Origin of the sequence: Enterobacter sp. YSU, from assembly GCF_016082135.1 — a bacterium.
Lineage (GTDB): Bacteria > Pseudomonadota > Gammaproteobacteria > Enterobacterales > Enterobacteriaceae > Enterobacter > Enterobacter hormaechei_C.
Map to the genome: position 1 here is coordinate 3,552,511 of NZ_CP059487.1, position 25,726 is coordinate 3,578,236.

General features: G+C 56.0%; 21 protein-coding genes. 11 read left to right on the forward strand and 10 right to left on the reverse strand.

The features are described from left to right. Positions 1–41: 41 nt before the first annotated feature. Complete coding sequence (locus H2Z33_RS17080) at positions 42–944, forward strand: LysR family transcriptional regulator (protein ID WP_003859540.1); 903 nt, start codon at positions 42–44, stop codon at positions 942–944. Here H2Z33_RS17080 and H2Z33_RS17085 read toward each other — a convergent pair. From H2Z33_RS17085 to H2Z33_RS17095, 3 genes are all read right to left on the reverse strand, one after another. Then, the gene (locus tag H2Z33_RS17085) at positions 916–1,704 is read right to left on the reverse strand and encodes a substrate-binding domain-containing protein (protein WP_047365515.1); all 789 of its coding nucleotides are present in this window, start codon (positions 1,702–1,704) and stop codon (positions 916–918) included. The two genes, H2Z33_RS17080 and H2Z33_RS17085, sit on opposite strands and share 29 nt — an antisense overlap. A 6-nt stretch (positions 1,705–1,710) precedes the next feature. After that, positions 1,711–3,012, reverse strand: a complete 1,302-nt coding sequence (locus H2Z33_RS17090; protein ID WP_049013080.1) for an MFS transporter — start codon at positions 3,010–3,012, stop codon at positions 1,711–1,713. 260 nt (positions 3,013–3,272) lie between these two features. Continuing rightward, complete coding sequence (locus H2Z33_RS17095) at positions 3,273–4,568, reverse strand: serine hydrolase domain-containing protein (RefSeq protein WP_032654133.1); 1,296 nt, start codon at positions 4,566–4,568, stop codon at positions 3,273–3,275. A gap of 95 nt (positions 4,569–4,663) precedes the next feature. Between H2Z33_RS17095 and H2Z33_RS17100 the strand changes: the two genes are divergently transcribed. Next, on the forward strand, positions 4,664–5,569 hold the full coding sequence (locus H2Z33_RS17100) for a LysR family transcriptional regulator (protein ID WP_017383325.1): 906 nt from the start codon (positions 4,664–4,666) through the stop codon (positions 5,567–5,569). Here H2Z33_RS17100 and fumA read toward each other — a convergent pair. Beyond that, complete coding sequence (gene fumA, locus H2Z33_RS17105; protein WP_063135192.1) at positions 5,558–7,207, reverse strand: class I fumarate hydratase FumA; 1,650 nt, start codon at positions 7,205–7,207, stop codon at positions 5,558–5,560. The genes H2Z33_RS17100 and fumA overlap by 12 nt on opposite strands. A gap of 55 nt (positions 7,208–7,262) precedes the next feature. Next, positions 7,263–8,771, reverse strand: coding sequence for an anion permease (locus H2Z33_RS17110; protein ID WP_017383327.1), 1,509 nt, complete (start codon positions 8,769–8,771; stop codon positions 7,263–7,265). Between the two features lie 608 nt (positions 8,772–9,379). On the opposite strand from H2Z33_RS17110, the gene H2Z33_RS17115 reads away from it, so the two are divergent. Beyond that, the gene (locus H2Z33_RS17115; protein WP_198091806.1) at positions 9,380–12,160 is read left to right on the forward strand and encodes a flavocytochrome c; all 2,781 of its coding nucleotides are present in this window, start codon (positions 9,380–9,382) and stop codon (positions 12,158–12,160) included. Positions 12,161–12,218: 58 nt separating this feature from the next. Continuing rightward, a complete protein-coding gene (locus H2Z33_RS17120; protein WP_017383329.1) occupies positions 12,219–13,181 on the forward strand; it encodes an FAD:protein FMN transferase in 963 nt (320 codons plus the stop codon). Here H2Z33_RS17120 and dcuR read toward each other — a convergent pair. Both dcuR and H2Z33_RS17130 read right to left on the reverse strand, forming a co-directional pair. Continuing rightward, on the reverse strand, positions 13,162–13,881 hold the full coding sequence (dcuR, locus tag H2Z33_RS17125; RefSeq protein WP_003859556.1) for a two-component system response regulator DcuR: 720 nt from the start codon (positions 13,879–13,881) through the stop codon (positions 13,162–13,164). The genes H2Z33_RS17120 and dcuR overlap by 20 nt on opposite strands. Continuing rightward, positions 13,878–15,494, reverse strand: a complete 1,617-nt coding sequence (locus H2Z33_RS17130; RefSeq protein WP_048974428.1) for a sensor histidine kinase — start codon at positions 15,492–15,494, stop codon at positions 13,878–13,880. Before H2Z33_RS17130 ends, dcuR begins: the two co-directional genes overlap by 4 nt. A gap of 153 nt (positions 15,495–15,647) precedes the next feature. On the opposite strand from H2Z33_RS17130, the gene H2Z33_RS17135 reads away from it, so the two are divergent. After that, on the forward strand, positions 15,648–16,511 hold the full coding sequence (locus H2Z33_RS17135; protein ID WP_032671692.1) for an N-acetylmuramic acid 6-phosphate etherase: 864 nt from the start codon (positions 15,648–15,650) through the stop codon (positions 16,509–16,511). A gap of 55 nt (positions 16,512–16,566) precedes the next feature. Here the strand turns inward: H2Z33_RS17135 and ompC are convergent, their stop codons facing one another. Beyond that, on the reverse strand, positions 16,567–17,730 hold the full coding sequence (gene ompC / locus H2Z33_RS17140; RefSeq protein WP_033486932.1) for a porin OmpC: 1,164 nt from the start codon (positions 17,728–17,730) through the stop codon (positions 16,567–16,569). 284 nt (positions 17,731–18,014) lie between these two features. Between ompC and H2Z33_RS17145 the strand changes: the two genes are divergently transcribed. The 3 genes from H2Z33_RS17145 to H2Z33_RS17155 are packed head-to-tail and all read left to right on the forward strand — an operon-like array spanning position 18,015 to position 20,665. Continuing rightward, on the forward strand, positions 18,015–18,716 hold the full coding sequence (locus tag H2Z33_RS17145; protein WP_063135191.1) for a phosphohydrolase: 702 nt from the start codon (positions 18,015–18,017) through the stop codon (positions 18,714–18,716). A gap of 43 nt (positions 18,717–18,759) precedes the next feature. After that, positions 18,760–20,193, forward strand: coding sequence for a DNA cytosine methyltransferase (locus tag H2Z33_RS17150; RefSeq protein ID WP_094058366.1), 1,434 nt, complete (start codon positions 18,760–18,762; stop codon positions 20,191–20,193). Beyond that, the gene (locus H2Z33_RS17155; RefSeq protein ID WP_017383335.1) at positions 20,174–20,665 is read left to right on the forward strand and encodes a very short patch repair endonuclease; all 492 of its coding nucleotides are present in this window, start codon (positions 20,174–20,176) and stop codon (positions 20,663–20,665) included. Before H2Z33_RS17150 ends, H2Z33_RS17155 begins: the two co-directional genes overlap by 20 nt. On the opposite strand, the gene yedA is transcribed toward H2Z33_RS17155, so the two are convergent. Further along, positions 20,637–21,551: a drug/metabolite exporter YedA gene (gene yedA, locus H2Z33_RS17160; protein WP_015572432.1), complete on the reverse strand. Its 915-nt coding sequence runs from the start codon at positions 21,549–21,551 to the stop codon at positions 20,637–20,639. The genes H2Z33_RS17155 and yedA overlap by 29 nt on opposite strands. Positions 21,552–21,729: 178 nt before the next feature. Between yedA and H2Z33_RS17165 the strand changes: the two genes are divergently transcribed. From H2Z33_RS17165 to dgcQ, 3 genes are all read left to right on the forward strand, one after another. Beyond that, entirely contained in the window at positions 21,730–22,641 is a 912-nt protein-coding gene (locus tag H2Z33_RS17165; RefSeq protein ID WP_063135190.1) for a DUF808 domain-containing protein, read from the forward strand. Between the two features lie 77 nt (positions 22,642–22,718). Next, a complete protein-coding gene (locus H2Z33_RS17170) occupies positions 22,719–22,901 on the forward strand; it encodes a YodC family protein (RefSeq protein WP_003859574.1) in 183 nt (60 codons plus the stop codon). Between the two features lie 84 nt (positions 22,902–22,985). After that, positions 22,986–24,686 (forward strand): cellulose biosynthesis regulator diguanylate cyclase DgcQ, encoded by a 1,701-nt coding sequence (gene dgcQ, locus H2Z33_RS17175; RefSeq protein ID WP_063135189.1) that lies wholly within the window; start codon positions 22,986–22,988, stop codon positions 24,684–24,686. Here dgcQ and H2Z33_RS17180 read toward each other — a convergent pair. Continuing rightward, a complete protein-coding gene (locus H2Z33_RS17180) occupies positions 24,671–25,471 on the reverse strand; it encodes a mannosyl-3-phosphoglycerate phosphatase-related protein (protein ID WP_062934153.1) in 801 nt (266 codons plus the stop codon). The genes dgcQ and H2Z33_RS17180 overlap by 16 nt on opposite strands. Positions 25,472–25,726 lie beyond the last annotated feature (255 nt).

Consider the following 25,726-nt stretch of genomic DNA (forward strand, 5'->3'; position numbering starts at 1 on the left):
AAATCTCTTCTTACCCTACCGTGCTTAAGGATCCCGTCAGTATGCCCGTCAATTTTGACCTCAACGATCTCTATGCCTTCCGCGCTTTACTGGAATATGGCAATTTCCGTCTTGCGGCGGAGTCTATCTGCCTTTCCCAGTCGGCGTTGAGTCGAAGAATTGAAAAGCTCGAGGCGGCACTGGGGACAAAACTGTTCGACAGAACCACCCGGCGCGTCACGCTGACCCTGTATGGACAGACCTTTGCCGACCGATGCGGACAGCTGCTTGCTGATGTGGAGTCCATGCTTTCGGATATCGATAAGGCCAGCGAGGAGCGTACGGGGCTAATCACCGTGGCGACGGTGCCGTCCGCCGCCTGTTACTTTATGCCGGATGTTATCCGCCGCTTTCAGTCCCGTTACCCCCGCGTGCGCATAAAACTGATCGACAGCAGCGCCGGAAATGTTATCGAGGCCGTCACCCGCGGACAGGCGGATTTTGGTATCTGCTTTGCCCGGAGTTTGCAGCCCGACATCGAGTTTGTCCCGCTGGTGGAGGATGTCTACGTGGCTGCCTGCCGGCGCGACAGCCCGCTTGCAAAAAGAAAAAGCCTGACGTGGCAGGCTTTTTATCAGCAGGATTATATCGGTCTGGATAAGACCTCCGGCAACCGCAATCTTCTCGACCAGCGGGTCGGGCATATTCGGCCTGAGCGCCCCAGCATCTGCGAAACGCGGCACGTGACGACCATGCTGGGGATGGTTGAAGCCGGGATCGGCATTGCGGCCGTTCCCGCCATGTCAATGCCCCGCGCAGAGCATTCGCTGCTGACGTCGGTACCTTTAACCGAGCCTGAGGTCAGGCGAACCGTGGGGCTGATCCGCCGCCGCGGGCGGATCCAGTCCTATATTGCTGCCGAACTCGAAACGCTAATTACCGAGCAGTATCGCGAGGTGCACTGACGGGCGTTAAGCCCGTTGCCGTAATGACGCTGGCGGCCTGTGGCGAAGAGAGAAAGGCCAGCAGCGCTTTTCCCTGTTCGGGATGGTCAGCCTTCTGCGTTACGGCTCCGGCGAAACGGGTAATGTACTGCATGTCGTCAGGCAACTTACCCACAAACGTCACCCCCGGGACCGGCAGAAGCTCGCTCACCTGCTGAAAGCCGAGATCGTATTTCCCTTTTGCCACTTCAGACGCCACCGGGATGCGCTCAACCCGGTGCGCTTTATCGTGGACCTGGCCGTCGATGCCCAGCTTACGGAACAGCTGGCTCTCTACATACCGGCCGCTGGCGCTGTCGGAATAAGCCATGGAATGCGCCTTCAGCAGCGTTTGCCGCAGGGCAGGCACCGTACTGATATCCGGCACCGGCGCGCCCGCTTTGACGACCATCCCGACGGGCGAATCCGCCAGCTCCACGCGAGAGCCCGCCGCCGTCCTGCGATCCTGTTCCAGTTTCGCCAGCGCATCGCCCACCATAATCACCACGTCCGCTTTTTCGCCCCGGGCGAGCCGGGCCGGAATGGCCTGCGGCGTTTTGCCCATCGACGGGCCGGAAATCACAATGAGCCTGTCACCGCTTTGCGCTTCGTACTGCGGCGTCAGCTTCTCCAGCGCCGCTTTGAAGCCGCCAGAAATCATCACCGTCACATCCTGCGCAAGCGCGCCCGCGCTGAGGGTGGCGAAGGTCAGGGCGGCAATCACCGTTCTGAATGTAAGCATGAGGGATCACTCCTTAACGGCAGTTTGCAGGATTAACGTGCGACGACGATAGAGATAAAGCGTTGCCAGCAGGGCGCAAACGGCGGCAAAGCTCATCCAGTAGCCCGGGGAGGCTTTGTCGCCGGTGTACTCAATTAAGGCAGTCGAAATCACCGGCGTGAAACCGCCAAAGACCGCCGTTGCCAGGCTGTAAGCCAGTGAGAAGCCCGCCACGCGCACCTCTGCTGGCATGATCTCCGTCAGGGCCGGGATCATCGCGCCGTTATACAGGCCGTAGAGGAAAGAGAGCCACAGCAGCACGGTCAGCATCATTGAGAAGCTCGGGGCTGCGGCCAGCATCGTCAGCGCCGGATAGCTGGTCGCCAGCGCCAGCAGCGTCATGGCGATCAGCACCGGTTTACGCCCGAAGCGATCCGACAGCGCGCCGCCCACCGGCAGCCAGATGAAGTTGGACACCGCCACCAACAGCGTGACCAGAAGACTGTCCGACGCGCTGAGCATCAGGACTTTTTTACCGAAGGTCGGCGCGTAAACGGTGATCAGGTAAAACGCGGTGGTGGTCATCGCCACCATCAGCATGCCCGCGACGACTACCGGCCAGTTGGCGAGCAGCGTTGTGAAGACCTGACGCATTGCCAGATGGTGGCGACGGGCGCTGAATTCCTCGGTCTCTTCGAGCTTGCGGCGCAGGAAAAAGATAAACGGCACAATCAGACAGCCAAACAGGAACGGAATACGCCACCCCCATTCGCGAATGGCACTCTCTTCCAGCACCACATTCAGGGCGAAGCCCATCGCCGCCGCGATCATAATGGCGACCTGCTGGCTACCCGACTGCCAGCTGGTGTAGAAACCCTTGCGGCCCGGCGTGGCGATCTCCGCCAGATAAACCGAAACCCCGCCCAGCTCGGCGCCTGCCGAAAAACCCTGCAACAGGCGGCCGGTCAGCACCAGCAGCGGCGCCCACAGGCCAATGCTCTGGTAAGAAGGGATCAGCACGATCAGGAAGGTTCCGGCGGCCATAATTGACAGGGTGACGATCAGCCCTTTACGGCGACCCACTTTATCAATGTAAGCCCCCAGCACAATGGCCCCGATCGGACGCATCAGGAAGCCCGCGCCAAAGACGGCGAAGGTCATCATCAGGGACGCAAATTCACTGCTTGCCGGAAAAAAAGTATGGGCGATGAAGGTGGCATAAAAGCCGAACAGAAAGAAGTCGAATTGCTCAAGAAAGTTGCCCGACGTGACGCGGAAAATCGCGCCCGCTTTGGCACGAAGCGTTGCAGGTGAGGTTGAGGAAACCATGATTATCTCCAGTTTTATAGTGACGTTATGCTCGTCTGTTTCTGAAAACTGGATCAGGAAGTGGAAATTAATAAGCGCAAATAGCGCATGGACTGATGCGTGTGGTGCATTAATGACAAAGCGTTGACCAGTATTTACATATTCAACAATAACTTAACATTTCGGTGATCTTTTATTTACTCGATTTCGCTAAGTTGCTGATATATCGGTTTTGTGACATCGCGCAGGTGAGAAGCCAGGCGGGGCCTGGCTTGGGATTATCAGCGCAGCGCGTTCGCAATCGCGCTAAACATCAGCGACGCTTCCAGCGGCTGGGCGCTGAATGACGGCTCTGCCTGCGGCCAGGTGGACCACTGGACGATAACCAGATTTTCTTTCTGATTAACCATGATCATCTGACCAAATATACCCAGCGCCCACAGGGAATCCTTCAGCGAATTTTCGACTTTCGGCTCCACGTGTGTGGCGGTGGCTGGTACTTCGTTGTTCCACCACTGGTAGCCGTATAACCCCTTCGGATGCGCGTCGGACACCGATCCTTTGGCCTGTGTCCAGGCTGAGGACTGTTTCACCCAGCCCTCGGGGAGGATCTGCTTCCCGTCCGGCAGCGTACCGTTATGCAGGATAAACTCCCCGAAACGCCCCCAGTCTTCCAGAGTGGCGTTGAACCCATGCGCACCCACGTCGTGCTGGCCTTTGCTGTAGGCATGCCACACGCCGTCGCTCGCCATGCCGTACGGCTGCCAGATGGTCTTCTCCAGATACGCCGCGAGCGTCATGCCGGTGGCGCGCTCAAGCACATCGCCTAACAGCCAGGCGCCACCCGAGGAATAGGACCAGTTTTCGCCCGCCGGGTGTTCACGGTGTAACCCCTTCACCAGGGTGCGCACGCAGTTGTAGGTGCCCGGCTTCGCTTCACATTCGGTAAGCCGGGCGAAGTCAGATTGCGGGTTGGTGTAATCTTCGTTCCACGCCACGCCAGAGGTGTGGGTGATGAGCTGTTTTAGCGTTACGCCCTCCCAGGCGGTGCCTTTTAAGTCAGGTTCGTATTGGGTGACAAGGTCGTCCAGGGAGTGGATTTTCCCTTCTTTAATTGCAGCACCCACCAGCGCGGAGACCACCGATTTGCCCACGGACCGCGACGTCCAGAGCGTTGAGTCGGTATTGCCTTCACCCAGGTATTTATAGGCCACTTTGCCGTTTTTCAGCACCAGCATGCCGCTGACGTTCTGGCGTTTCAGGTAATCCTGAAGAGTGTAACTCTTACCCTTCACCTGATAGCGGGCATCGGTGAGCGGTTTTTCTGCGGGCAGCAGCGGCGTAGCGTTGCCGTGGCGGAACACATCCCCTGCGTAGTTGCGGTAGTCATTGCGAAAGCCCACCACGCGATCGGCCTGGCTCCAGGTGAGCATGGTATGCGCGTCCGGGAGTCTGGCATCGAAAGGCGCCGGACAGGTGGTGAGGTCGGTACCGTTGCAGGCCGCCATAACGGCGGGCGAGAGCAGGCTGCTGACAACCAGCGCCGCGAGCAGCGTGCGGTTTGTTTTGATTTTCATATTTATCTCGTTTGGCTCAGGAAGGACTTCAGTTTAAGAACCTGCGGCCTATAATAAAAAACGCGTTATGGGGGAAAATCCCCCGTAAAAATTGCGTGGAGAATGGCGTGGCATCACTGATCTATTCCTTTGCCCAGCTTGAGGCGTTCACTGCCGTCGCTGAACACGGCAGCCTGATGAAGGCGGCCAGTAAACTCGGCAAAGATCGTACTACCCTGCGGGATCTGATCGATTTCCTTGAGGATGGGCTGGGCTATGCTCTGTTCCTGCGGGAGGGGCGCAGCCTGCGCCTGACGCCGGAGGGGGAGCAGCTTCAGCGGCAGGCGCACCTGCTGATGCGCCAGGTCAAAGCGTTTGAGGCGTTTGCCAGATCGGTACCGGACAGCGCGACGCAGGACATTGCCCTCGCTTACGATCCGTTCACCCCCAGAGCTTTTTTACAGGCGCTGATTGCCACACTGGCGACGAAAAAGATCCGCCTGAGCCTGACCAGCGCATCGCGCGATGAGGCGGAAGCGATGCTGGCAAACGGTCAGGCCGATCTGGGGATCTGCCAGGCGCGCAACCGCAGCGTGGGCAATGAGATGGAGTGGCGGGCGCTGGGGGCGATCGAAATGGATTTTTACGCCGCAACGGCGCTTTTTGCGGAGGTTGCGTCGCCGGTGTCGCTGCTCGATCTCTCTCTGGTGCCACAGGTGATTATGCATCCCGCGTCAGACGAGCCGGTTGCCCGTCGCCTGCAAATTTCAGGGCACACGCTTTTCACTAACGAACTGGAGATGCTGCGCGGCCTGCTGGAACAGGGCTGCGGCTGGGGGTTTTTGCCGACCCATCTTCAGGCAACGCAGTGGAAAAATGTAAAAAGGCTGCCCACCGAAGTGGGCAGCCAGGGGATAAGCCAGACGATGGTCACTATCTGGAAGCCGGGCAGCGACAAGCGCGGGTTGATCAACGATACGCTGTCGCTGCTTCCGGCGTTATGGAAACGTTCAGCGCTGTGAGCACCCTTTGCACTGTTTATTCTGGATCTGCTGGAAGAAGTCGTTGCCTTTGTCATCCACCAGGATAAACGCCGGGAAGTTTTCTACTTCAATTTTCCAGATGGCTTCCATTCCCAGTTCAGGATACGCCACGCACTCCAGGCTCTTGATGCTGTTTTGCGCCAGCACCGCCGCCGGGCCGCCGATGCTGCCGAGGTAGAAGCCGCCGTGCTTATGGCAGGCGTCGGTGACCTGCTGGCTGCGGTTACCTTTGGCCAGCATGATCATGCTCGCGCCGTGGGATTGCAGTAAGTCCACATAGGAGTCCATACGTCCCGCAGTGGTCGGGCCGAGTGAGCCAGACGCGTAACCTTCTGGCGTTTTGGCCGGGCCTGCGTAGTAAATCGGGTGATCTTTAACGTACTGCGGCAGTTCTTCCCCGTTGTCGAGCAGCTCTTTCAGCTTCGCGTGGGCGATATCGCGCGCCACGATGATGGTGCCGCTCAGCGACAGGCGGGTGGATACCGGGTGCGAGGAAAGCTGCGCCAGAATGTCGGGCATCGGCTTGTTCAGATCAATGTTTACCACGTCGCCTTCTCCCTGCTGGCGCAGGGATTCAGGAATATACTGGCCCGGATTGTGCTCCAGCTTCTCAATCCAGATCCCCTCGCGGTTAATCTTCGCCTTGATGTTGCGGTCAGCGGAGCAGGAGACCCCCATGCCGATCGGGCAGGAGGCACCGTGGCGCGGCAGACGGATCACGCGAATATCGTGCGCGAAGTATTTCCCGCCGAACTGCGCGCCAAGGCCGAGGTTTTGCGCTTCCTGAAGCAGTTCCTGCTCAAGCTGGACTTCGCGGAACGCCTGGCCGTGTTCGTTGCCTTCGGTTGGCAGCGCATCGTAGTAGCGGGTAGAAGCCAGCTTAACGGTTTTCAGCGTGGCTTCCGCTGAGGTTCCGCCGATAACAAAGGCAATGTGGTACGGCGGGCAGGCTGCGGTACCCAGGGTGCGCATCTTCTCAACCAGGTAGTTTTTCAGCTTCGCCGGAGTGATCAGCGCTTTGGTTTCCTGGTAGAGATAGGTTTTGTTGGCAGAACCGCCGCCTTTCGCCATGCACAGGAATTTATACTCGTCGCCGTCCACGCTGTAGAGGTCAATCTGCGCGGGCAGGTTGGTGCCGGTATTCACCTCTTTATACATATCCAGCGCCGCATTCTGCGAGTAGCGCAGGTTATCTTCAATGTATGTGTTATAGACGCCCTGGCTCAGGGCCGCTTCGTCACCGCCGCCGGTCCAGACGCGCTGGCCTTTTTTGCCCATGATGATCGCGGTGCCGGTATCCTGACAGGTTGGCAACACGCCTTTTGCGGCAATTTCAGAGTTACGCAGGAACTGGAGGGCAACGTATTTGTCGTTCTGGCTGGCTTCCGGGTCGTTGAGAATGGCGGCAACCTGCTTCTGGTGGGAAGGGCGCAGCATAAACGCGGCATCGTGGAAGGCCTGCTGTGCCAGCAGGGTCAGGGCTTCAGGCTCCACTTTCAGGACTTCCTGACCGTCGAACTCGGCAACGGAAACGTGCTCTTTGGTCAGCAGATAGTATTCGGTGTCATCGTGCGCAAGAGGGAAGGGGTTTTGGTAGATAAACGGTTTGTTTGACATAGCGTATTGCTCCACAAAAATAAAACCGCCGGAGGAGAAGTCCGGCGGTCAGGAATCAGAACATCATGGACATCCACGGGTAACCAATCAGCAGCAGAGCTGCCAGGAAGATGGCACCGAAGATGGTACCGAGGCGCCAGTAGTCTTTGGTTGGCAGGTAGCCGCTACCGTAGTAAATCGGGCTTGGACCCGTACCGTAGGGGGTAATGATCCCCATCACGCCCAGCGAGGTCACCATCAGCAGAACGAACACTTCCATATTCATGCCCGGAATGGTGGAGGCGATGGTCAGCATCGCAGGCAGCAGCGCCGTGGTGTGCGCGGTGGTGCTGGCGAACAGGTAGTGCAGCAGGTAGAACGCCAGCAGCAGCACGATGGTGGCGACACCCGGAGAGATACCGCTCATCAGCAGGCCGCCTTCTTTACCCAGCCAGCTGATAAAACCGGTGGAGGAGAGGCCATCCGCCAGCGCCACCAGGGTGGCGAACCAGACGAAGGTATTCCACGCGGCTTTGTTACCGGTGATATCGTTCCACTCCAGCACGCCGGTCCACAGCATCAGGCCAACGATCAGCAGGGCAGCCATGGCCGGTTCAATCCACGCCGCGGCGAAGATCCACATCAGCAGCGCACAGCACACGAACACCAGCAGCAGGATCTCATTGCGCGACAGTTTGCCCAGTTTTTCCAGTTCACGGGTCGCCCACAGCGGTACTTCGTTATTCACTTTTACTTCCGGCGGGTAGAACCAGTAGGCCAGCAGCGGCATGGTCAGGATCAGCAGGATGCCCAGCGGCAGGAAGGCGAGGAACCAGGTCCCCCAGGAGATATCAATTCCAACCGTGCTTTTTACCAGCGCCAGCGCCAGCAGGTTAGGTGCCAGAGCGGAAAGGAACATCGAGCTGGTGATACAGGCCGCGGTGATGGCTACCCACATCAGATACGAACCGATTTTGCGCGCGCTTGGGTCATTGGGTTTTGAACCGTACAGCGGCGGCAGGTTGGCGATGATCGGGTAGATGGTCCCGCCGCTGCGCGCGGTGTTGGACGGGGTGAACGGGGCCAGCAGCAGATCCGCAAACGTAATGGCGTAACCGAGCGTGAGGCTGCGACGGCCCAGGTACTTCACCAGAATCAGCGCCAGACGGCGGCCGAAGCGGGTTTTGTCGTAGCCTGCGGCGAACATAAAGGCACCGAAAATCAGCCAGACGGTGGAGTTACCAAACCCGCTGACCGCCCATTTAAAGGAGGCGCCCGCCAGCTTGAATTTTGGGTCAGCCAGCTGTTCCGGGCTAAAGAGCACCCACTGGCTGCACAGCGCAATCGCCACGACGCCGGTAAGACCGATCACGGCGCCCGGCAGCGGTTCGAAAATTAAGCCGACGATGACGCCGACAAAGATGGCGAAGTAGTGCCACGCATAAGGCGGCAGCCCTTCCGGAACGGGGACAAACAACAGCAGGACGGCAACAATGACGGGCAAAGCCATCATCAGCAGTCGTTTTGCTGTTCCATTTGATGCCAGATTCGCCGCAGGAGGCGTTACAGCAGTTTTTGTATTCATAGTTTCACGTCTTAAGTTGTCAAAAATTCGTCGCCCGGCGAAAACACAAATTCGATTGAAATATCCTTTTTGCTTTTTTTAGTTATTTAAGGTGCGGGTTTGTGTTTTCACTAATAGCGATTTAACGCATTTTTGTTTGCGCTAAATAAAAAATGATGATGTTTTTATATTGCTCTTTTGAATGCCATAACTATTGATCGCGATCAAAAAAACGGAACTGAATGGCTATTTTTATATTTTTTATAATAACCACTCTGAGTAGTGTGGTTATTCGCTAATTTTACGCATCTTATGTATCAAAACTATAACATTTGAATTCTGGTGCTTTTGTTTATCGTTGTTTTGTAAGGTTTTTTTATAGATTTGGTGTATTGGTTTGACCTTTTATAATTTAACTTTTTTTAAATTCTTGTGAACGAGTGAAACATTCCCGCTAACACCAATGTGTTATTAATGTTATCGAAGGGATTAAATAGTTTATTAACTAACGTAATGACTTTAGAAACTAAAAAAAGCTTTATATTACTATCATGACATCGGCAAAAAACACGAAATAAAAAATCATTCCGATAACGAATTCTTAATTTTTAAAGTTTGGAGTTTCTATTATGAGCACTAACGAACGTATTTTAAGCCCCTTCACATTACCGAATGGTACTGAACTGAAAAACCGTTTGTTAATGGCCCCGATGACAACCTGTACCGGTTATTACGATGGCACCGTGACCAGCGAGCTGGTGGAGTACTACCGCGCCCGCGCGGGCAGCATCGGCACCATCATCGTTGAGTGCTGTTTTGTTGACGATCTCGGCCTGGCGTTCCCGGGCGCAATTGGTATTGATAACGACGAGAAAATCGCCGGGCTGGCAAAAATCGCTGACGCCATCAAGTCCAAAGGCTCTAAAGCCCTGCTGCAAATCTACCACGGCGGCCGTATGGTCGACCCAAAACTGATTGGGGGTCGCACGCCGGTTGGCCCAAGCGCCGTTGCCGCGCCGCGTGACGGTGCCGCCACGCCGGTTGCCCTGACCGCGGAAGAGGTGGAAGGCATGATCGGCAAGTTCGGCGAAGCCGTGCGCCGCGCAATTCAGGCCGGGTTCGACGGCGTCGAAATCCACGGGGCGAATACCTATCTGATCCAGCAGTTCTTCTCCCCGAACTCTAACCAGCGCGACGACGAGTGGGGCGGCAGCCGCGAAAACCGCGCGAAATTCCCGCTGGCGGTGCTGGACATTACCCACAAGATGGTGCGCCAGTACGCGGACGACGCGTTTATCATTGGCTACCGTTTCTCTCCGGAAGAGCTTGAAGTCCCGGGCATTCGCTTCGAAGACACCCTGTATCTGCTGGAAAAACTGGCCGCGCGCGGGGTAGATTATCTCCACTTCTCCCTTGGCGCCGCCCTGCGTCCTTCTATCGTCGATACTCAGGACCCGACGCCACTTATCGAAAAATACTGCGCCATGCGCTCTGACACGCTGGCGCAGGTACCGGTAATGGGCGTTGGCGGCGTGGTGAATGCCACGGATGTGAATGAAGCGCTGGATCACGGTTACGACCTGATTGCCGTTGGCCGCGCCACCATCGCCTATCCGGACTGGACCGATCGCATCGCGGCGGGCGAAAGCCTGGAGCTGTTTATGGACAGTACCCGACGCGAAGAACTGAGCATCCCGGAACCGCTGTGGCGCTTCTCGCTGGTGGAAGCGATGATCCGCGACATGAGCATGGGCGAATCTAAATTCAAACCGGGCACCTTTATTGAAAAAGTGCAGGACGATGCTAACGAGCTGGTGATTAACGTCAGCCTCGAAACCGACCGCATCGCCGATATCGAACTGGCCTCCGGCCCGAGTGAAGACGTCGAGTTTGCCACCAGCTTCGAAGAGATCCGTACCCGTATTCTGGATGCCAACACCCCGCACGTGGACGCGATTACGGGCGCGACCAGCCAGAGCGAGGCGGTGAAAAAAGCGGTCTCGAAGGCGATGCTGAAATCCAGCAAAGCGCTGGCGGCGGAAGAGGGCGCAGACCCGAATGAGACTAAAAGCGTGGATGTGGTGGTGGTCGGCAGCGGCGGCGCCGGTCTGGCAGCGGCGATTCAGGCGCATGACGAAGGCGCGAGCGTGCTAATCGTCGAGAAAATGCCCACCATCGGCGGGAACACCATTAAAGCCTCGGCCGGGATGAACGCGGCGGAGACCCGCTTCCAGCGCGTGAAAGGTATTCAGGACAGCAAAGAGCTGTTCTACCAGGAAAGTCTGAAAGGCGGTGGCAACAAGAACGACCCTGAACTGCTGCGTCGCTTTGTCGAGAACGCGCCGCAGGCTATCGAATGGCTGGCCACGCGCGGCATTATGCTGAACGACATTACCACCACCGGCGGGATGAGCATCGACCGTACGCACCGTCCGAAAGACGGTTCCGCAGTGGGCGGGTATCTGATCAGCGGCCTGGTGCGTAACGTCAACAAGCGCAACATCGAGGTGATGCTGGATACCTCCGTGAGCGACATCATTTTCGAAAATGGCGAAGTGACCGGCGTGCGTCTGACCACCGAAGAGAACGAAACCCTCACCGTGGCAACTAAAAGCGTGATTGTGGCAACGGGCGGCTTCAGCGCCAACAGCCAGATGGTGGTGAAATACCGTCCGGATCTGGCAGGGTTCGTTACCACCAACCACAAAGGGGCGACCGGAGGCGGTATCGCGCTGCTGGAGCGTATCGGTGCGGGCACCGTGGATATGGGCGAAATTCAGATCCACCCAACCGTTGAGCAGAAAACGTCGTATCTGATTTCCGAATCCATCCGCGGCGGCGGGGCGATTCTGGTAAACCAGCAGGGCAACCGCTTCTATAACGAAATGTCGACCCGCGACAAAGTCTCGGCGCAGATCATCGCGCTGCCGGAGAAATACGCTTACATCGTCTTTGACGAGCATGTTCGCGCCAAAAACAAAGCCGCGGATGAGTACATCGCAAAAGGGTTTGTTACCAGCGCCAGCTCGCCAAAAGCCCTGGCGGAAGCGCTGGGGATGGATCACCACCAGTTCCTGGCAACGCTGGAACGCTACAACGGCTTTGTGGAGAAACAGCACGACGATGATTTCGGTCGCACCACCGCGCTGCGTGCGCCAATCAACGAAGGGCCGTTCTACGCCATTCAGATTGCACCGGGCGTTCACCACACCATGGGCGGCGTGACCATTAACACAGAAACCTGCGTGCTGGACAGCAACCACAACGTATTGCCGGGAGCGTTTGCTGCGGGTGAGGTTGTCGGGGGCATCCATGGCGGTAACCGCATCGGCGGTAACGCGGTGGCAGATATCATTATTTTTGGTACGCTTGCAGGACATCAGGCGGCTATGCGTTCGAAAACACGGTAAGGCTCCTGTTTCCCCGGCGGCGCGGTGCCTGCCGGGGCTACATCTGAGGACTCATGAAATGCCTGATAGCCATCGCGTTTACAGCTACTCCGCCGTTCTGATGGGATCGCCCATCCTCCTGAAACTCTTTTCCCATGACGAAGCGCTTGCCTCTCGCGTGTTTCGCCTGATCAAACAGTACGAAGATCTGCTTACCGTTAACCGAGCGCACTCCCAGGTAATGGACATCAACCATGCGGCCGGTCAGCATCCGGTTGCCGTCAGTCGTCCGGTGTTTGAGCTGATCCGCTGCGCGAAAGCGGCAAGCCTGCTTAAAGACAGCGCCTTTAACCTGGCGATCGGCCCGCTGGTGAAGCGCTGGAAAATTGGCTTTAAGGGGGATGCTGTACCGCCCGCGGACGAGATCGCCGCTTTGCTGGGCATCACGCATCCTGCGGACGTGGTGCTGGATGAAGCCAACAGCAGCGTGTTCCTTACTCGCCAGGGAATGGAGATCGATCTGGGGGCCATTGCTAAAGGCTATATCGCCGACAGGGTGCGGGATTACCTGCATAAAGAGGGCGTTGAACTTGGGCTGATCAACCTTGGCGGCAACGTCCAGACGTTAGGTTCGCCGGAGGGCGGCTGGCGCGTCGGCCTGAAAAAACCGTTCGCCGGTGACGCGCTGATTGGCGCCATGACGGTCGAAAACCGGTCGGTGGTGACGTCAGGCACCTATGAGCGCTACTTCGAGCTGAACGGCAAACGTTATCACCACATACTTGACCCACGCACCGGCTACCCGCTGGATAACGAACTGGACAGCGTGACGATTATTTCGCCAGACTCCCTCGACGGCGATATCTGGACCACGCTGATCTACGGCATGGGCGTGGAAAAGGGCTGCGCCGCGCTGCGTTCGCGCCCCGATATTGAAGCCATCTTTGTCACCAAAACAAAAGAAGTGGTGATCTCCTCGATGCACCACTTCCGTTTTACCCTTCTGGACGACAGCTACCGAATTACTGGCAGTACTGTTTGAGTAGGCCGACCTGTTCCGGCTGCAAACGGTAGCGATATACCGGCCGGCCGGTAGCGCCGTAGTGAATGCTGGTGAACAGGATATTAATTTGCGCCAGCCAGATCAGGTATTTGCGGCAGGAGACGCGGGAAATGTTGACCGCATTCGCCAGATCGTCGGTGGAAAACTCTATCTCCGGATGGCTGTCGATCCACTGGCAAATGGTGCGCAGCGTCTGCGGCGTTAGGCCTTTCGGTAATTTTTTGCTGTCGGCCAGCTCCGGCGCGCCTCCGTGGATCAGCCTGTCGACGTCGGCCTGTTCATAATACTGATGCGATCCCATCAGGCTGCGCTTTGCCTTCCAGCCGTTCAGCGCCTCTTCAAAACGCGGGAACTGGAACGGTTTAATCAGGTAATCCACCACGCCATAGTGCATTGAGGTCTGGATCGTTGCGGCGTCGGAGGCCGACGAGATCATGATGACGTCAATCGGGCGGCCCGACGCGCGGATGATGGGCAGCAGATCCAGCCCGTTATCCTGCTGCATATAGACATCCAGCAGCACCAGATCGATCGGCTGGCCTGGGTTGGCGATCAACGCCTCGGCCTGGTTGAGCGTGGAAGCGACGCCGCAGCAGCTAAAACCCTCAACGCGGTTAACATACAGACGGTTGAGGTCGGCTACCATGGCGTCATCATCGACAATTAACACATTTATCACGCGATATTCCTCTCGCTATCCCAGGGGATCTGAACAAAAAATTGGGTAAATACGCCAGGCTCCGACTCGACGGTAATATCTCCGCCCAGATTCTGGATCTGCTGACGCGCAAGGAACAGCCCAACGCCGCGGTTTTCACCTTTTGTTGAGTAGCCCTTTGTAAAAATAGCCTCCAGCCGCTCGGGATCAATGCCGGGACCGTCATCACTGACCTCACCGCTCAGCCAGCCGTTCTGATAATGCAGCAGCAGGCCGATCTCGCCTTCCGGCTGGCCTTCCATCGCATCCAGGGCATTTTCGATTAAATTGCCCAGCACGGTGATCAGCACCGCAACCTGCTCTTCATTGGCGGTGTCGGGAAGCTGGCTCTCCTCCGCCAGCGTCAGGGTCACTCCGGCCTCTTTAGCGCGGTTAATTTTACCCAGCAGGAAGCCCGCAATGACCGGCGATTTAACTTTGCGCTGTATTGCGCCGATATCCGTCTGATAATTCTGCGCGGTCTGGATGATGTACTCCTCCAGCTTATCGTAGCGCTTCATGTGCAGCAGGCCGAGGATCACGTGCAGCTTGTTCATAAACTCATGCGTATGGGAGCGCAGGGCATCAACGTAGCTGACCATGCCATCAATACGCTGCATTAACTGGCTGATTTCGGTCTTATCGCGGAACGTGCTGATCGCCCCGATCACCTGATTCTGGCTTTTCACGGGGACCATGTTGCACAGCAGCAGCCGCCCGTTACAGCCGATCTCCTGATCCTGGCGGGCAATGCCGGTCCTGGATACTTCGCGCAGGCTGGCCAGCAGCGGTTCACTGCTGCTTTCGGAGTGCTGGCCCGAGGTCAGGAGTAATATTTCTCTGGCGGTGTGGTTAATCATCGTCACGCGCCCGTGCATATCCACGGCCATCACGCCTTCGCGCAGGGACTGCAACATGGCCTGGCGCTGCTCAAAGAGGGCTGAGATTTCGTAAGGCTCCAGCCCAAAGAGGATACGTTTCAGAACCCGGACCAGACCCCAGATCGCCACTGAGCTCATCAGAACGCTGAATAAGATGGTCCACACGGCGTTGAGCCGCCCGCGGGCAATCTGATCTTCAACTTTATTCAGCGAAATACCCACCACCACCACGCCGATCTGGTCGTGCTGGTCGTCATACACGGGCGTAAAGACGCGCAGCGCTTCCGCGAGCGCGCCGCGGTTAACGGAGACATTCTCTTTCCCTTCCAGGGCGGGCGTCAGATCGTCGCCAATAAAATGCAAACCTAACAGCGCTTCGTTTGGATGGGAATAGCGGACCCCACGCAGGTCGGTGACCACGGTAAACAGCAGGTCGTTGCGCTTCGTCACCGCCTCGGCAATCGGCTGGATGATGCCAGCCTGCGGCGATTCCATCAGGCCACGCTTGATCTCCGGGCTGTCGGCCAGCGTCCGGGCGATACCCAGCGCGGTATCTTTCACGTCATCGCGCGTGGCGCGGGTGATCTGCACAGAGTACAGCGCGAAGACCACCAGCAGCACCGAGCCGATAATCGCGCACACCATCAGCGTAACCAGCGTATTCAGCTTCATAGGTCGCTTGCGCGTCGGGGGGAAGGGCTGCAAATCGCTCATTAACACTCCGCGATGAATAAGAAAGGGCTAATTATCGCTGATGACGGGCGTTTCATAAAGCCATGTAAAGAGAGGCGTTTCGTGAGCCTCCTCTCAGGTGACCTATATAAAACACTTTATAGTGTGAGGGTACTCATAATAAGGAGGCAGTTTATGAGCATTATGCTTACCGGTACGGCCAGGGAAAGACGGCACGCCAGCACCACGAACATCGACAGATTATCGACGCTGGATATGCTTAACGTCATACACCAGGATGACGCGCAAATCTCTTCTGCACTTACCCCTCACTTAAGTATGCTGGCCCGCGTGGTGGATAACGCGGCGGCGACGCTTAGCCACGGCGGACGTCTGGTACTGACCGGCGCGGGCGCGTCCGGACGCGTGGCTGAACAGGCGGCAGAAGCGTTTGCCCCGGGAAAACATCCCGTCATTGCGATGACAGCAGGCGATCACGCCGGTAGCTATGCGCGCGGCGTTGCCGACCTTCAGACGATAGAATTTGGCGAGCATGACATGATGCTGGCGCTGTCCGTCAGCGGCAAAACCCCATGGGTATGGGGCGCGATGCGTCATGCGTGGTCTCTGGGCTCAACGGTTGCGATCATTACGGAGGATGCGCAAAGTGAAGCGGCGCAGCTGGCGAGCATGGTCATTGCTCCCGATCTGGGCGCGGATGTGGTGGCCGGGTATACCAACGCTAAAGCAGGCATTGCGCAAAGCATGATCCTGCATATGATCACCACCGGTCTGGCGGTACGTTCCGGACGGGTGTACAGCAACCTGCGCGTTGATCTGGAGGCAAGCAACACCAGATGGGCCGAACGACAAATTGCCATTGTGATGGAAGCGGGGGGATGTAGCCGGGCGCAGGCGAAGGCCGCGCTGGAAAGCTGTAACCACCAGTGCAAAACGGCAGTACTGATGGTGCTGACGGGGCTGGATGCCTGGAAAGCGCACGAATTGCTGGCGCAGAATAACGGGTTTGTTCGCCTGGCCTTGCAGGAAGCGCCATAACATTTCAGCGTCAAATAAAAAAAGCCCGCATCGCGGGCTTTAATATTGATGGGGATTAGAACTGGTAGGTCATGCCTACGCCAACGATGTCATCGGTAGCAATACCGTTGTCATTGTAGAAGGCATCATCTTCGTCCAGCAGGTTGATTTTATAATCAACGTAGGTGGAGAAGTTTTTGTTGAAGCTGTAGGTCATGCCCACGTCGATGTAGTTAACCAGATCCTGGTCTACATAGTCATAGCCATTGCCTGGGTGATAATCGTTACCGCCCAAATCGATGCCTTTAGAATAGACCCACGCCAGGGATGGACGCAGACCGAAGTCAAACTGGTACTGCGCTACGGCTTCAAAGTTCTGAGTTTTGTTGGCGATGCCATCGTTGCCGTACGGAGTCATGTTACGGGTTTCCGCATACATCATGGCCAGGTAGACATCATTAGCATCGTATTTAGCACCGATTGTCCACGCTTCCGCACGTTCACCGCCAGCATATTTGCTGAAGCGGTTATAGGTGCCAGCGCCGTAAGCGACCTGGTCGTTAGTACGGTCAGAGGAAGAATAAGCCGCACCCAGCGTCAGGCCGAAATCGAAGTCATAGGTGGTAGACATACCGAAGCCGTCGCCGTTCTGGAAACGAACGTCATCATGGCCGTTTTTGGTGCCTTCCTGATTTTCGTTTGGTCCACCTTCATTATTTCCCTGATATTGCAGCGCAAAGTTCAGGCCGTCGACCAGACCAAAGAAATCATTGTTACGGTAGGTCGCCACACCGTTAGTACGGCCAACCATATAGTTATCCGTCCAGGTGTAAGAATCTCCACCAAATACCGGCAGCATATCGGTCCAGGCTTCAACGTCATACACGACGCCGTAATTACGGCCGTAATCAAATGAGCCGTAGTCGCCATATTTCAGGCCAGCGAATGCCAGACGGTTGAAAGATTTATCCCCTGCGCCTTCGGTGTCGTTAGCGTAGGTTTTATATTCCCACTGGCCATAGCCTGTCAGGTCGTTCGTGATCTGCGTTTCGCCTTTGAAACCCACCTGTACATAGGTTTCATCGCCGTCGTCGCCAGGGTTGTCGGAGAAGGTATGACGCGCATCAACCTTACCGTACAGGTCAACTTTGTTGCCATTCTTGTTATACATTTCCGCCGCATTTACTGCGCCAGCCATTAATAACGCGGGTACGAGAATTGCCAGAACTTTTCTTTTCATTATATATTCCCTTTAAATATAAATTGTCTGAATATATGTAATTACCCTCCGTAACTACATGGCTGATACTATTCTATGGATTATTATTTAGGTTCAAAAATAAATGTAATTAAAGTGGTAAAAATATTACAAAATATTTCTTTTTATCTCTTTATTTTTCATATGAATTAATTCATTGAAAATATAGCGGGTAATTATTATTAAGTATTTCGTAATTCTATTTATAAAGGATTTTAATTCGGGTGTATTATAATTCACTCACTTTTGAGCAACAGGACAGGATGATGGAACTTGCGCAGTGGCAACACCGTTTTGAGCGCTGGCTCGACGAAAATCATTTTACTGATGATGCGGCGCACGATATCGCCCATTTTCACCGCGTCTGGATGACGGCGCAGGGTATTATGGCTGACGAGGATAGCGATCCGCTGGTTGTGCTGACCGCATGCTACTTCCATGACATTGTCAGCCTGCCGAAAAATCACCCGGAACGTAGCCACTCCTCGCGGCTGGCAGCGCGAAAAACGCGCGAGATCCTCAGTCGCGACTTTCCTGATTTTCCGCCGGATCGTTATGCAGCCGTTGAGCATGCTATTGAAGCGCACAGCTTCAGTGCCGGTATCGCGCCGCAAAGCCTGGAGGCCAAAATTGTGCAGGATGCCGACCGGCTGGAGGCGTTAGGCGCTATCGGCCTGGCGCGCGTCTTTGCCGTCTCCGGTACGCTGGGCGCCGCGCTGTTTGATGCCGACGACCCGTTCGCCGGAACACGAGAGTTGGATGATAAAGCCTTCGCGCTCGACCACTTTCAGACCAAACTCCTGCGCCTGCCTGACACCATGCAAACCGCGCGGGGGCGCGAACTTGCGCGTCACAATGCCGATTTTCTGATCCAGTTTATGGCGAAGCTGAGTGCCGAATTACAGGGCGATTACCTCGGAACCGACAGCCAGATATTGACCCATTTCCGTCGCAGTGTGCGATCCTGAACTGTGGTACTCTGTTTTCTGTCTTTATTGTCCGGTTAAGAGAATGCAGGAAAATCGATCAGTGACTGTGCCCGCGCCTGAGCGGGTTGAGAAATCAACGGCAGCCGTGCAGGCACTCCTGCGTCAGCTGCTGGAAATGTATGATGCTAAAACGCTGGCAAACCAGCTGGTGGCCCATGGCGAGAGCCACTGGAGCCCGGCGATACTCAAGCGGCTGCTGATAAGCGACAGGGCAGGGCACCGCCTGAGCGACGGTGAGTTCCGCTATCTACAAAATTTGCTGCCGCGTCCTCCTGCTGCGCATCCAAATTATGCCTTTCGCTTTATCGATCTCTTTGCCGGTATCGGCGGCATTCGCCATGGCTTTGAAGCTATTGGCGGGCAGTGTGTATTCACCAGTGAATGGAACAAACATGCCGTCCGTACCTATAAAGCCAACTGGTATTGCGATCCCGACGCGCACCAGTTCAACGCGGATATTCGGGATGTCACGCTGAGCCACAAAACCGGCGTCAGCGATGAAGAGGCCGCCGAACACATTCGCAATACCATTCCGGCTCACGATGTGCTGCTGGCGGGCTTTCCGTGTCAGCCGTTCTCGCTGGCTGGCGTGTCGAAGAAGAACGCGCTGGGACGCGCACACGGCTTTGCCTGCGATACGCAGGGCACACTGTTCTTTGATGTTGCCCGGATCATTGATGCCCGCCGCCCGGCAATTTTTGTGCTGGAGAACGTCAAGAATTTAAAGAGTCATGACGGCGGCAAAACCTTCCGCATTATCATGCAAACGCTGGATGAACTGGGTTATGACGTGGCGGATGCAGAGGACATGGGGCCGGACGATCCGAAAATTATCGACGGCAAACACTTCCTGCCGCAGCACCGCGAACGCATCGTGCTGGTGGGCTTCCGCCGCGATCTCAATCTTAAAGGCGATTTTACGCTGCGTGATTTGCCCTCGCTGTATCCGGCGCGCCGCCCGACGGTGGCCGATCTGCTGGAGCCCGCCGTCGATGCGAAATTCATTCTGACCCCGGTGCTGTGGAAATACCTCTATCGCTATGCCAAAAAGCATCAGGCCAAAGGCAATGGCTTTGGGTTTGGCATGGTCAATCCGCTTAATCCTGACAGCGTGACGCGTACGCTGTCGGCGCGCTATTACAAAGATGGTGCGGAAATTCTTATCGATCGCGGCTGGGATAAGGCGCTGGGCGAAAAAGATTTTGACGATCCCCAGAACCAACAGCACCGACCGCGGCGCTTAACGCCGCGCGAGTGCGCCCGCTTAATGGGCTTTGAGACGCCGCAGGGCTACAGTTTTCGCATCCCGGTATCAGATACCCAGGCCTATCGTCAGTTTGGCAACTCGGTGGTGGTGCCCGCCTTTGCCGCGGTAGCTAAACTGCTGGCCTCACGCATTAGCAAGGCCGTTCAGCTTCGTCAGAGCGAGGCCGTCAATGGCGGACGTTCACAATAAGGCCACGCGCAGTAAAAACATGCGTGCCATCGGCACGCGTGATACCGCGATTGAAAAACGGATCGCGGGCCTTCTGACCGCCGCCGGGTTTGAATTCAGGGTTCAGGATGCCACGCTTGCCGGGCGTCCTGATTTCGTCATCGACGCGTACCAGTGCATCATCTTTACCCACGGCTGTTTCTGGCATCATCACGACTGCTATCTGTTTAAAGTCCCGGCGACACGCACCGACTTCTGGCTGGAGAAGATTGGCAGAAACGTCGAGCGTGATAAACGCGATGTTTCTCAGCTTTACGCTCAGGGCTGGCGGGTGCTGATTGTCTGGGAGTGCGCGCTGCGCGGAAGAATGAAGCTCAATGACGTGGAACTGACGGAGCGGCTGGAAGAGTGGATCTGCGGCGGCGGTCAGGCCGCGCAGATCGATACCCAGGGCATTCACCCGATCACGGTTTCTCCACCTCACACCTCGTGACAATCGGTTTCGCGGGCAGCAAATATTTACCCAGCGTGACCAGTACCACGGCAAAGACAATCACACCCAGCGCCAGCCATTCAATCGTCGACAGCACTTCGCCCGCAAAACCGGTACCCAGCAGCACGGCAACCACCGGGTTAACGTAGGCGTAGCTGGTGGCAACCGCCGGTGAGACGTTGCGGATCAGGTACATATAGGCGTTGATGGCGATAATCGAGCCAAACAGCGCCAGATACCCGACGGCCAGGAAACCTGAAAGGTCTGGCATCGCCGTCAGTTTTTCACCCGTCAACGCGGAGGCCATCAGCAGCACAATGCCCGCCGCGAGCATCTCAATCGCACCTGCCATCATCCCGGAGGGCAGCTCGATGCGTGAACCGTAGACCGAGCCGAAGGCCCAGCTCATGGAGCCGATCATGATCAGAACGGCAGCCCAGGGGTTCCCGCTCAGGTTACCGCCGCTGTTCAGCAGGATGATACCCACAAGCCCAATCGCGATGCCCAGCCATTCGAGCTTACGGGTGCGGATCCCGAAGAGGCGACTAAAGCAGAGCGTAAACAGCGGCACGGTTGCGACGACCACTGCGGCGATGCCCGACGGCACGTTCTGGTGTTCGGCGACGGTTACCGCGCCATTGCCCACCGCCAGCAGCAGCAGGCCAATCAGGGCGGCGTTAAGCAGGGGACGCCGCGGCGGTAGTCTGTGGCCGCGCAGCAATAAAAACGCCATCAGCAGCACGCCGGCCGTAAGGAAACGAATACCGGCCATCATCAGCGGGGGCCAGCTTTCCACGCCTATACGAATGACAAAATAGGTGGACCCCCAGATGATATACAGGGAAAAGAGTGCTCCAATGAGCGGTAATAAATGCCGGAAACGCATAGTCCCTCACGACGAAATAAAAAGTTCGCTCATAGTTAACGCCAAAACTATCAGCCTGGCGAGTGCTTTAATTGTGTTGTTGATGTGAAATTTTTGTTGACGCGAGGTGCCAGTTTCCGGGCGGTGAGTTTTGTTCCATACTATTCACTTAATTAGCAAAAAAAGAAGGAAAGAGATTTTGGCAGGAAGTAGCTTATTAACATTACTGGACGACATCGCCACGTTGCTGGATGACATTTCGGTTATGGGAAAACTGGCGGCGAAAAAGACCGCCGGGGTACTGGGAGATGATTTGTCGCTTAACGCGCAGCAGGTCAGCGGCGTGCGGGCGAACCGTGAGTTGCCGGTGGTGTGGGGCGTTGCGAAAGGGTCCTTTATTAACAAGGTGATCCTCGTTCCGCTGGCGCTGCTGATTAGCGCCTTTATACCCTGGGCCATTACGCCCCTGCTGATGATTGGCGGGGCGTTCCTGTGCTTCGAGGGTGCCGAAAAAGTGTTGCATATGTTCGCTGCACGCAAAGAGAAAGACACCCCGGAAATGCGCCAGCAGCGTCTGGAAGCGCTGGCCGCACAGGATCCAAAAACGTTTGAACGCGATAAGGTCAAAGGCGCGATCCGCACGGACTTTATCCTCTCGGCCGAGATTGTGGCGATTACGCTGGGGATCGTCTCAGATGCCCCTCTGATGAACCAGGTGCTGATCCTGTCCGGCATTGCGATCCTCGTGACGATAGGGGTTTATGGCCTGGTCGGGCTGATCGTCAAGCTGGACGATATCGGCTTCTGGCTGGAAAAAAAATCCAGTGCAATAGCGCGCGGCATCGGGAAAAGCCTGCTGGTGCTGGCGCCGTGGCTGATGAAAACCTTGTCGGTGGTGGGAACCCTGGCGATGTTCCTGGTCGGTGGCGGAATTATCGTGCACGGTGTTGCTTCGCTGCATCACATGATTGAACATTTTGCGTCAGGCCAGGGAACGGTAGTTGCTGCGATCCTGCCCACACTGCTTAACCTCGTACTGGGCTTTATCGTCGGTCTGATTGTGGTAGCCGTTGTTAAGCTGGTTGAAAAAGTACGCGGGAAATCGCATTAATTATTGCTGACCCCGGATGCAAAAAGACCATTCCTCGTCTAAATTGAAAACGTTTCACCCTGATACAGGAGGCAGGTATGGTCTTTTTGATCAGTGATGAAGTTAAGCCCAAAAATGGTGGTCCAGGTATGATCGTCACCGGGTATTCCAGCGGAATGGTTGAGTGTCGGTGGCATGATGGATACGGCATTAAGCGGGAGGCTTTTCGCGAAGACGAGCTTCAGCCTGCTAATAAAAGGCAAAAACGCGACAAGGCTTAATCACACAACGCCCGGCCTTGCCGGGCGTTTTTACTGGCAGAAGACTTATCATATCGGATGGTGAGCGACAATCAGGGAGTGTGTGTGCAGCACGATACCTTTGTTGTAAAACAATCTTTTTTGCAGTGGCTGCATAAGCGCAGCAATCCCCGTTTGATTGTTAACTTCTGTTTTATCGTTGTCCTGATCTTTTCCACCCTCCTGACCTGGCGCGAAGTTGTGGTACTGGAAGATGCTTATATCTCCAGCCAGCGTAACCATCTGGAAACGGTTGCCAGTGCGCTGGACAGACAGCTTCAGTTCAGCGTCGATAAGTTATTGTTTTTTCGCCACAGCATGCGTGATGCCCTGGAAACGCCGCTGGCGTTTGGCGTGCTGCATGATGCGGTAAAGCGTTTTGCGCATTTGCGCACGTCCCCCAGCTGGCAAATTGCGGTTGATAAACAGCGCACGTTACCGATCAACGGTGTTTCGGATGCCTTCGTTGAAAAGACGACCCTTCTGAACCGTGATGATGACTACCTTGATAATGAACTGTCCGCCGCGCTTGAAGTGGGGTATTTGCTGCGTCTGGCATCCAGCCCTTCCCGCAACGAAGAGCGCGTGATTTATGTCTCTCGCGCCGGATTCTTTCTGGAAACGGACACGCCGGGAAATTCCAGCGATATCGTGCAGCGCTATTACCATCTGGTCACTCAGCCCTGGTTTACCCAACAGTCCGAGCGTGAAAACCGTGCGCGTGCCGTGCGCTGGTTTATCTCGCCGCCTTCCACCTTTGTCGGCAAAAAGCCGCTGATCACCGCCAGCGTGCCGGTTTATTACAATCACGTCTGGTATGGCGTGGTGGCGATGGATTTCACCTTTGCCACCCTGCGTCGCCTGCTGGTGGAAGCCGTGGGCGATAACCCGGAAGGGGAATACCAACTGTATGACAGTCGGCTTACTCAGCTTGCAACGTCTGAATCACCTGCTGCGGACGTTAATCATTTTGACGCGCGCGAATTAGCGCAGATAGCGCACGCGATAGAATCGGATTCCGAAGGCGGCATTCGCCTGGGGAGTCGTTTTGTGAGCTGGGAGCGTCTCGACCATTTTGATGGCATCGTCCTGCGCGTGCACACCCTGGATGAAGGGGTGCGCGGTGATTTCGGCAGCATCAGCATTGTGCTGGCATTGCTTTGGGCGCTGTTCACCGCGATGCTGCTCATCTCATGGCTGGTGATCCGGCGCATGGTCAGTAATATGTATTCGATGCAGAACTCGCTGCAATGGCAGGCCTGGCACGACCCTCTGACCCGGCTGAATAATCGTGGGTCGCTGTTCGAGCAGGCGAAAATGCTGGCGAAGCAGTGTGAACAGCAGTCGCTGCCTTTCTCGGTCATTCAGATCGATCTTGATTGCTTCAAGAGCATCAATGATCGGTTCGGGCATCAGGCGGGTGATAAGGTGTTGTCCCATGCCGCGGGTCTGATTGCCAGCACCCTCCGGACTAAAGATATTGCCGGACGCGTCGGGGGCGAAGAGTTCTGTGTGGTGCTGCCGGGCATGACGCTTGAAGAGGCGGCGGAAGTCGCAGAGCAGATCCGCGAGCGTATCGACAGCAAAGAGATCCTGATTAAGAAAAGTACCACCCTGCGCGTAAGTGCGTCGTTTGGCGTCTCTGGCGCGCAGGAGAAGGGCAATTATCACTTCGAAAATCTGCAATCCACCGCCGATGCGCGTCTGTATGAGGCGAAACAGCGCGGGCGTAACCGGGTCATCTGGCAGGATCACGTCAAAAAGTAATCAAGCCCCTCGCACCAGCCGGTCGGCCCGGTGTGCTGAGTGTGATAAACCCGGGCGGGATCGTTGTTCTTAAGGCTGACGCCCTCCCGGTTGAAGCCTTTCACCACGACGGCAAAGCCTACGCTGTCCAGCAGCGGGGCATCATTCGGGCCGTCGCCCAGGCCCAGCGTCGTCGGTTCGGAACCCTCGTGCAGGCGATACTGGTCCACAAGCCAGTGAACCGCCGCGTCTTTGCCGCAGCAGGTGTCCAGGATATGCCAGAAGCGTGCTCCCTGGACGATCTTCAGCCCCTGCCGGGCGAGTTCGGCGGCAAAGCGTTCCATTTGTTCATCACTGTCACGCCAGATCAGCGTCACGGAAGCCTCGTGTTTACGCGCAAGCACTGAGCGGGGACGACTCAGCCCAGTCCATTCGGCGACCACGCGCTCATCCACGTCATCGAAGGTGATGAATTTAAGATGCATCTCCTGGCGTACCCGGGCAATACACTGCCGGATATCGTCATGCTTCTTTTCTGAGATGAACCGTGCGGCGTTTTCCCACCGTACGTCAGGCTGGATCACCGCGCCGTTTTCCGCAATATAGGGCAACCCGCCAAGCCCCAGCTCCTGCTGGATGTCATCCATCTCGGACGCGGTTTTGCTGCTGCACAGAATGACCGGTACCTGTTCATCCATTAACTTTTCCAGCCAGGGGGCCGCAGGCTGCCAGTCGAGTGTGTGAAAATCCAACAGCGTGCCGTCGAGGTCGGTAAAAACAAGCAGAGTCTCCTCAAACGAAGGCATAACGTCTCCCGGGTGATGATTTCACCTAAGATAAATCTTAAAAAAACAGGGATTGACGCGCCGTTGAAGTGGAAACGATCCCGACAAACCCACAGGCGGCGCATGTTTATACTCATAACCAAAATTCACATGTATAAAATATAATATTCGCTAAGAGAATATATGCTTGTAAGACTATTCCGTTGGGGATAATGTCTTACCTGCATCAGATTTCCTGGTGTAACGAATTTACAAGTGCTTCTTGCATAAGCAAGT

What these genes read in the sequence shown, in the direction of transcription:
- H2Z33_RS17135 (WP_032671692.1), top strand. Translation starts at nt 15,648, where the DNA reads ATGAGCATTATGCTTACCGGTACGGCCAGGGAAAGACGGCACGCCAGC.
- H2Z33_RS17095 (WP_032654133.1), bottom strand. Translation starts at nt 4,568, where the DNA reads ATGAAAATCAAAACAAACCGCACGCTGCTCGCGGCGCTGGTTGTCAGC.
- fumA (WP_063135192.1), bottom strand. Translation starts at nt 7,207, where the DNA reads ATGTCAAACAAACCGTTTATCTACCAAAACCCCTTCCCTCTTGCGCAC.
- H2Z33_RS17115 (WP_198091806.1), top strand. Translation starts at nt 9,380, where the DNA reads ATGAGCACTAACGAACGTATTTTAAGCCCCTTCACATTACCGAATGGT.
- H2Z33_RS17120 (WP_017383329.1), top strand. Translation starts at nt 12,219, where the DNA reads ATGCCTGATAGCCATCGCGTTTACAGCTACTCCGCCGTTCTGATGGGA.
- H2Z33_RS17090 (WP_049013080.1), bottom strand. Translation starts at nt 3,012, where the DNA reads ATGGTTTCCTCAACCTCACCTGCAACGCTTCGTGCCAAAGCGGGCGCG.
- H2Z33_RS17155 (WP_017383335.1), top strand. Translation starts at nt 20,174, where the DNA reads ATGGCGGACGTTCACAATAAGGCCACGCGCAGTAAAAACATGCGTGCC.
- H2Z33_RS17110 (WP_017383327.1), bottom strand. Translation starts at nt 8,771, where the DNA reads ATGAATACAAAAACTGCTGTAACGCCTCCTGCGGCGAATCTGGCATCA.
- H2Z33_RS17085 (WP_047365515.1), bottom strand. Translation starts at nt 1,704, where the DNA reads ATGCTTACATTCAGAACGGTGATTGCCGCCCTGACCTTCGCCACCCTC.
- H2Z33_RS17080 (WP_003859540.1), top strand. Translation starts at nt 42, where the DNA reads ATGCCCGTCAATTTTGACCTCAACGATCTCTATGCCTTCCGCGCTTTA.
- H2Z33_RS17145 (WP_063135191.1), top strand. Translation starts at nt 18,015, where the DNA reads ATGGAACTTGCGCAGTGGCAACACCGTTTTGAGCGCTGGCTCGACGAA.
- ompC (WP_033486932.1), bottom strand. Translation starts at nt 17,730, where the DNA reads ATGAAAAGAAAAGTTCTGGCAATTCTCGTACCCGCGTTATTAATGGCT.
- H2Z33_RS17150 (WP_094058366.1), top strand. Translation starts at nt 18,760, where the DNA reads ATGCAGGAAAATCGATCAGTGACTGTGCCCGCGCCTGAGCGGGTTGAG.
- H2Z33_RS17180 (WP_062934153.1), bottom strand. Translation starts at nt 25,471, where the DNA reads ATGCCTTCGTTTGAGGAGACTCTGCTTGTTTTTACCGACCTCGACGGC.
- yedA (WP_015572432.1), bottom strand. Translation starts at nt 21,551, where the DNA reads ATGCGTTTCCGGCATTTATTACCGCTCATTGGAGCACTCTTTTCCCTG.
- H2Z33_RS17130 (WP_048974428.1), bottom strand. Translation starts at nt 15,494, where the DNA reads ATGAGCGATTTGCAGCCCTTCCCCCCGACGCGCAAGCGACCTATGAAG.
- H2Z33_RS17170 (WP_003859574.1), top strand. Translation starts at nt 22,719, where the DNA reads ATGGTCTTTTTGATCAGTGATGAAGTTAAGCCCAAAAATGGTGGTCCA.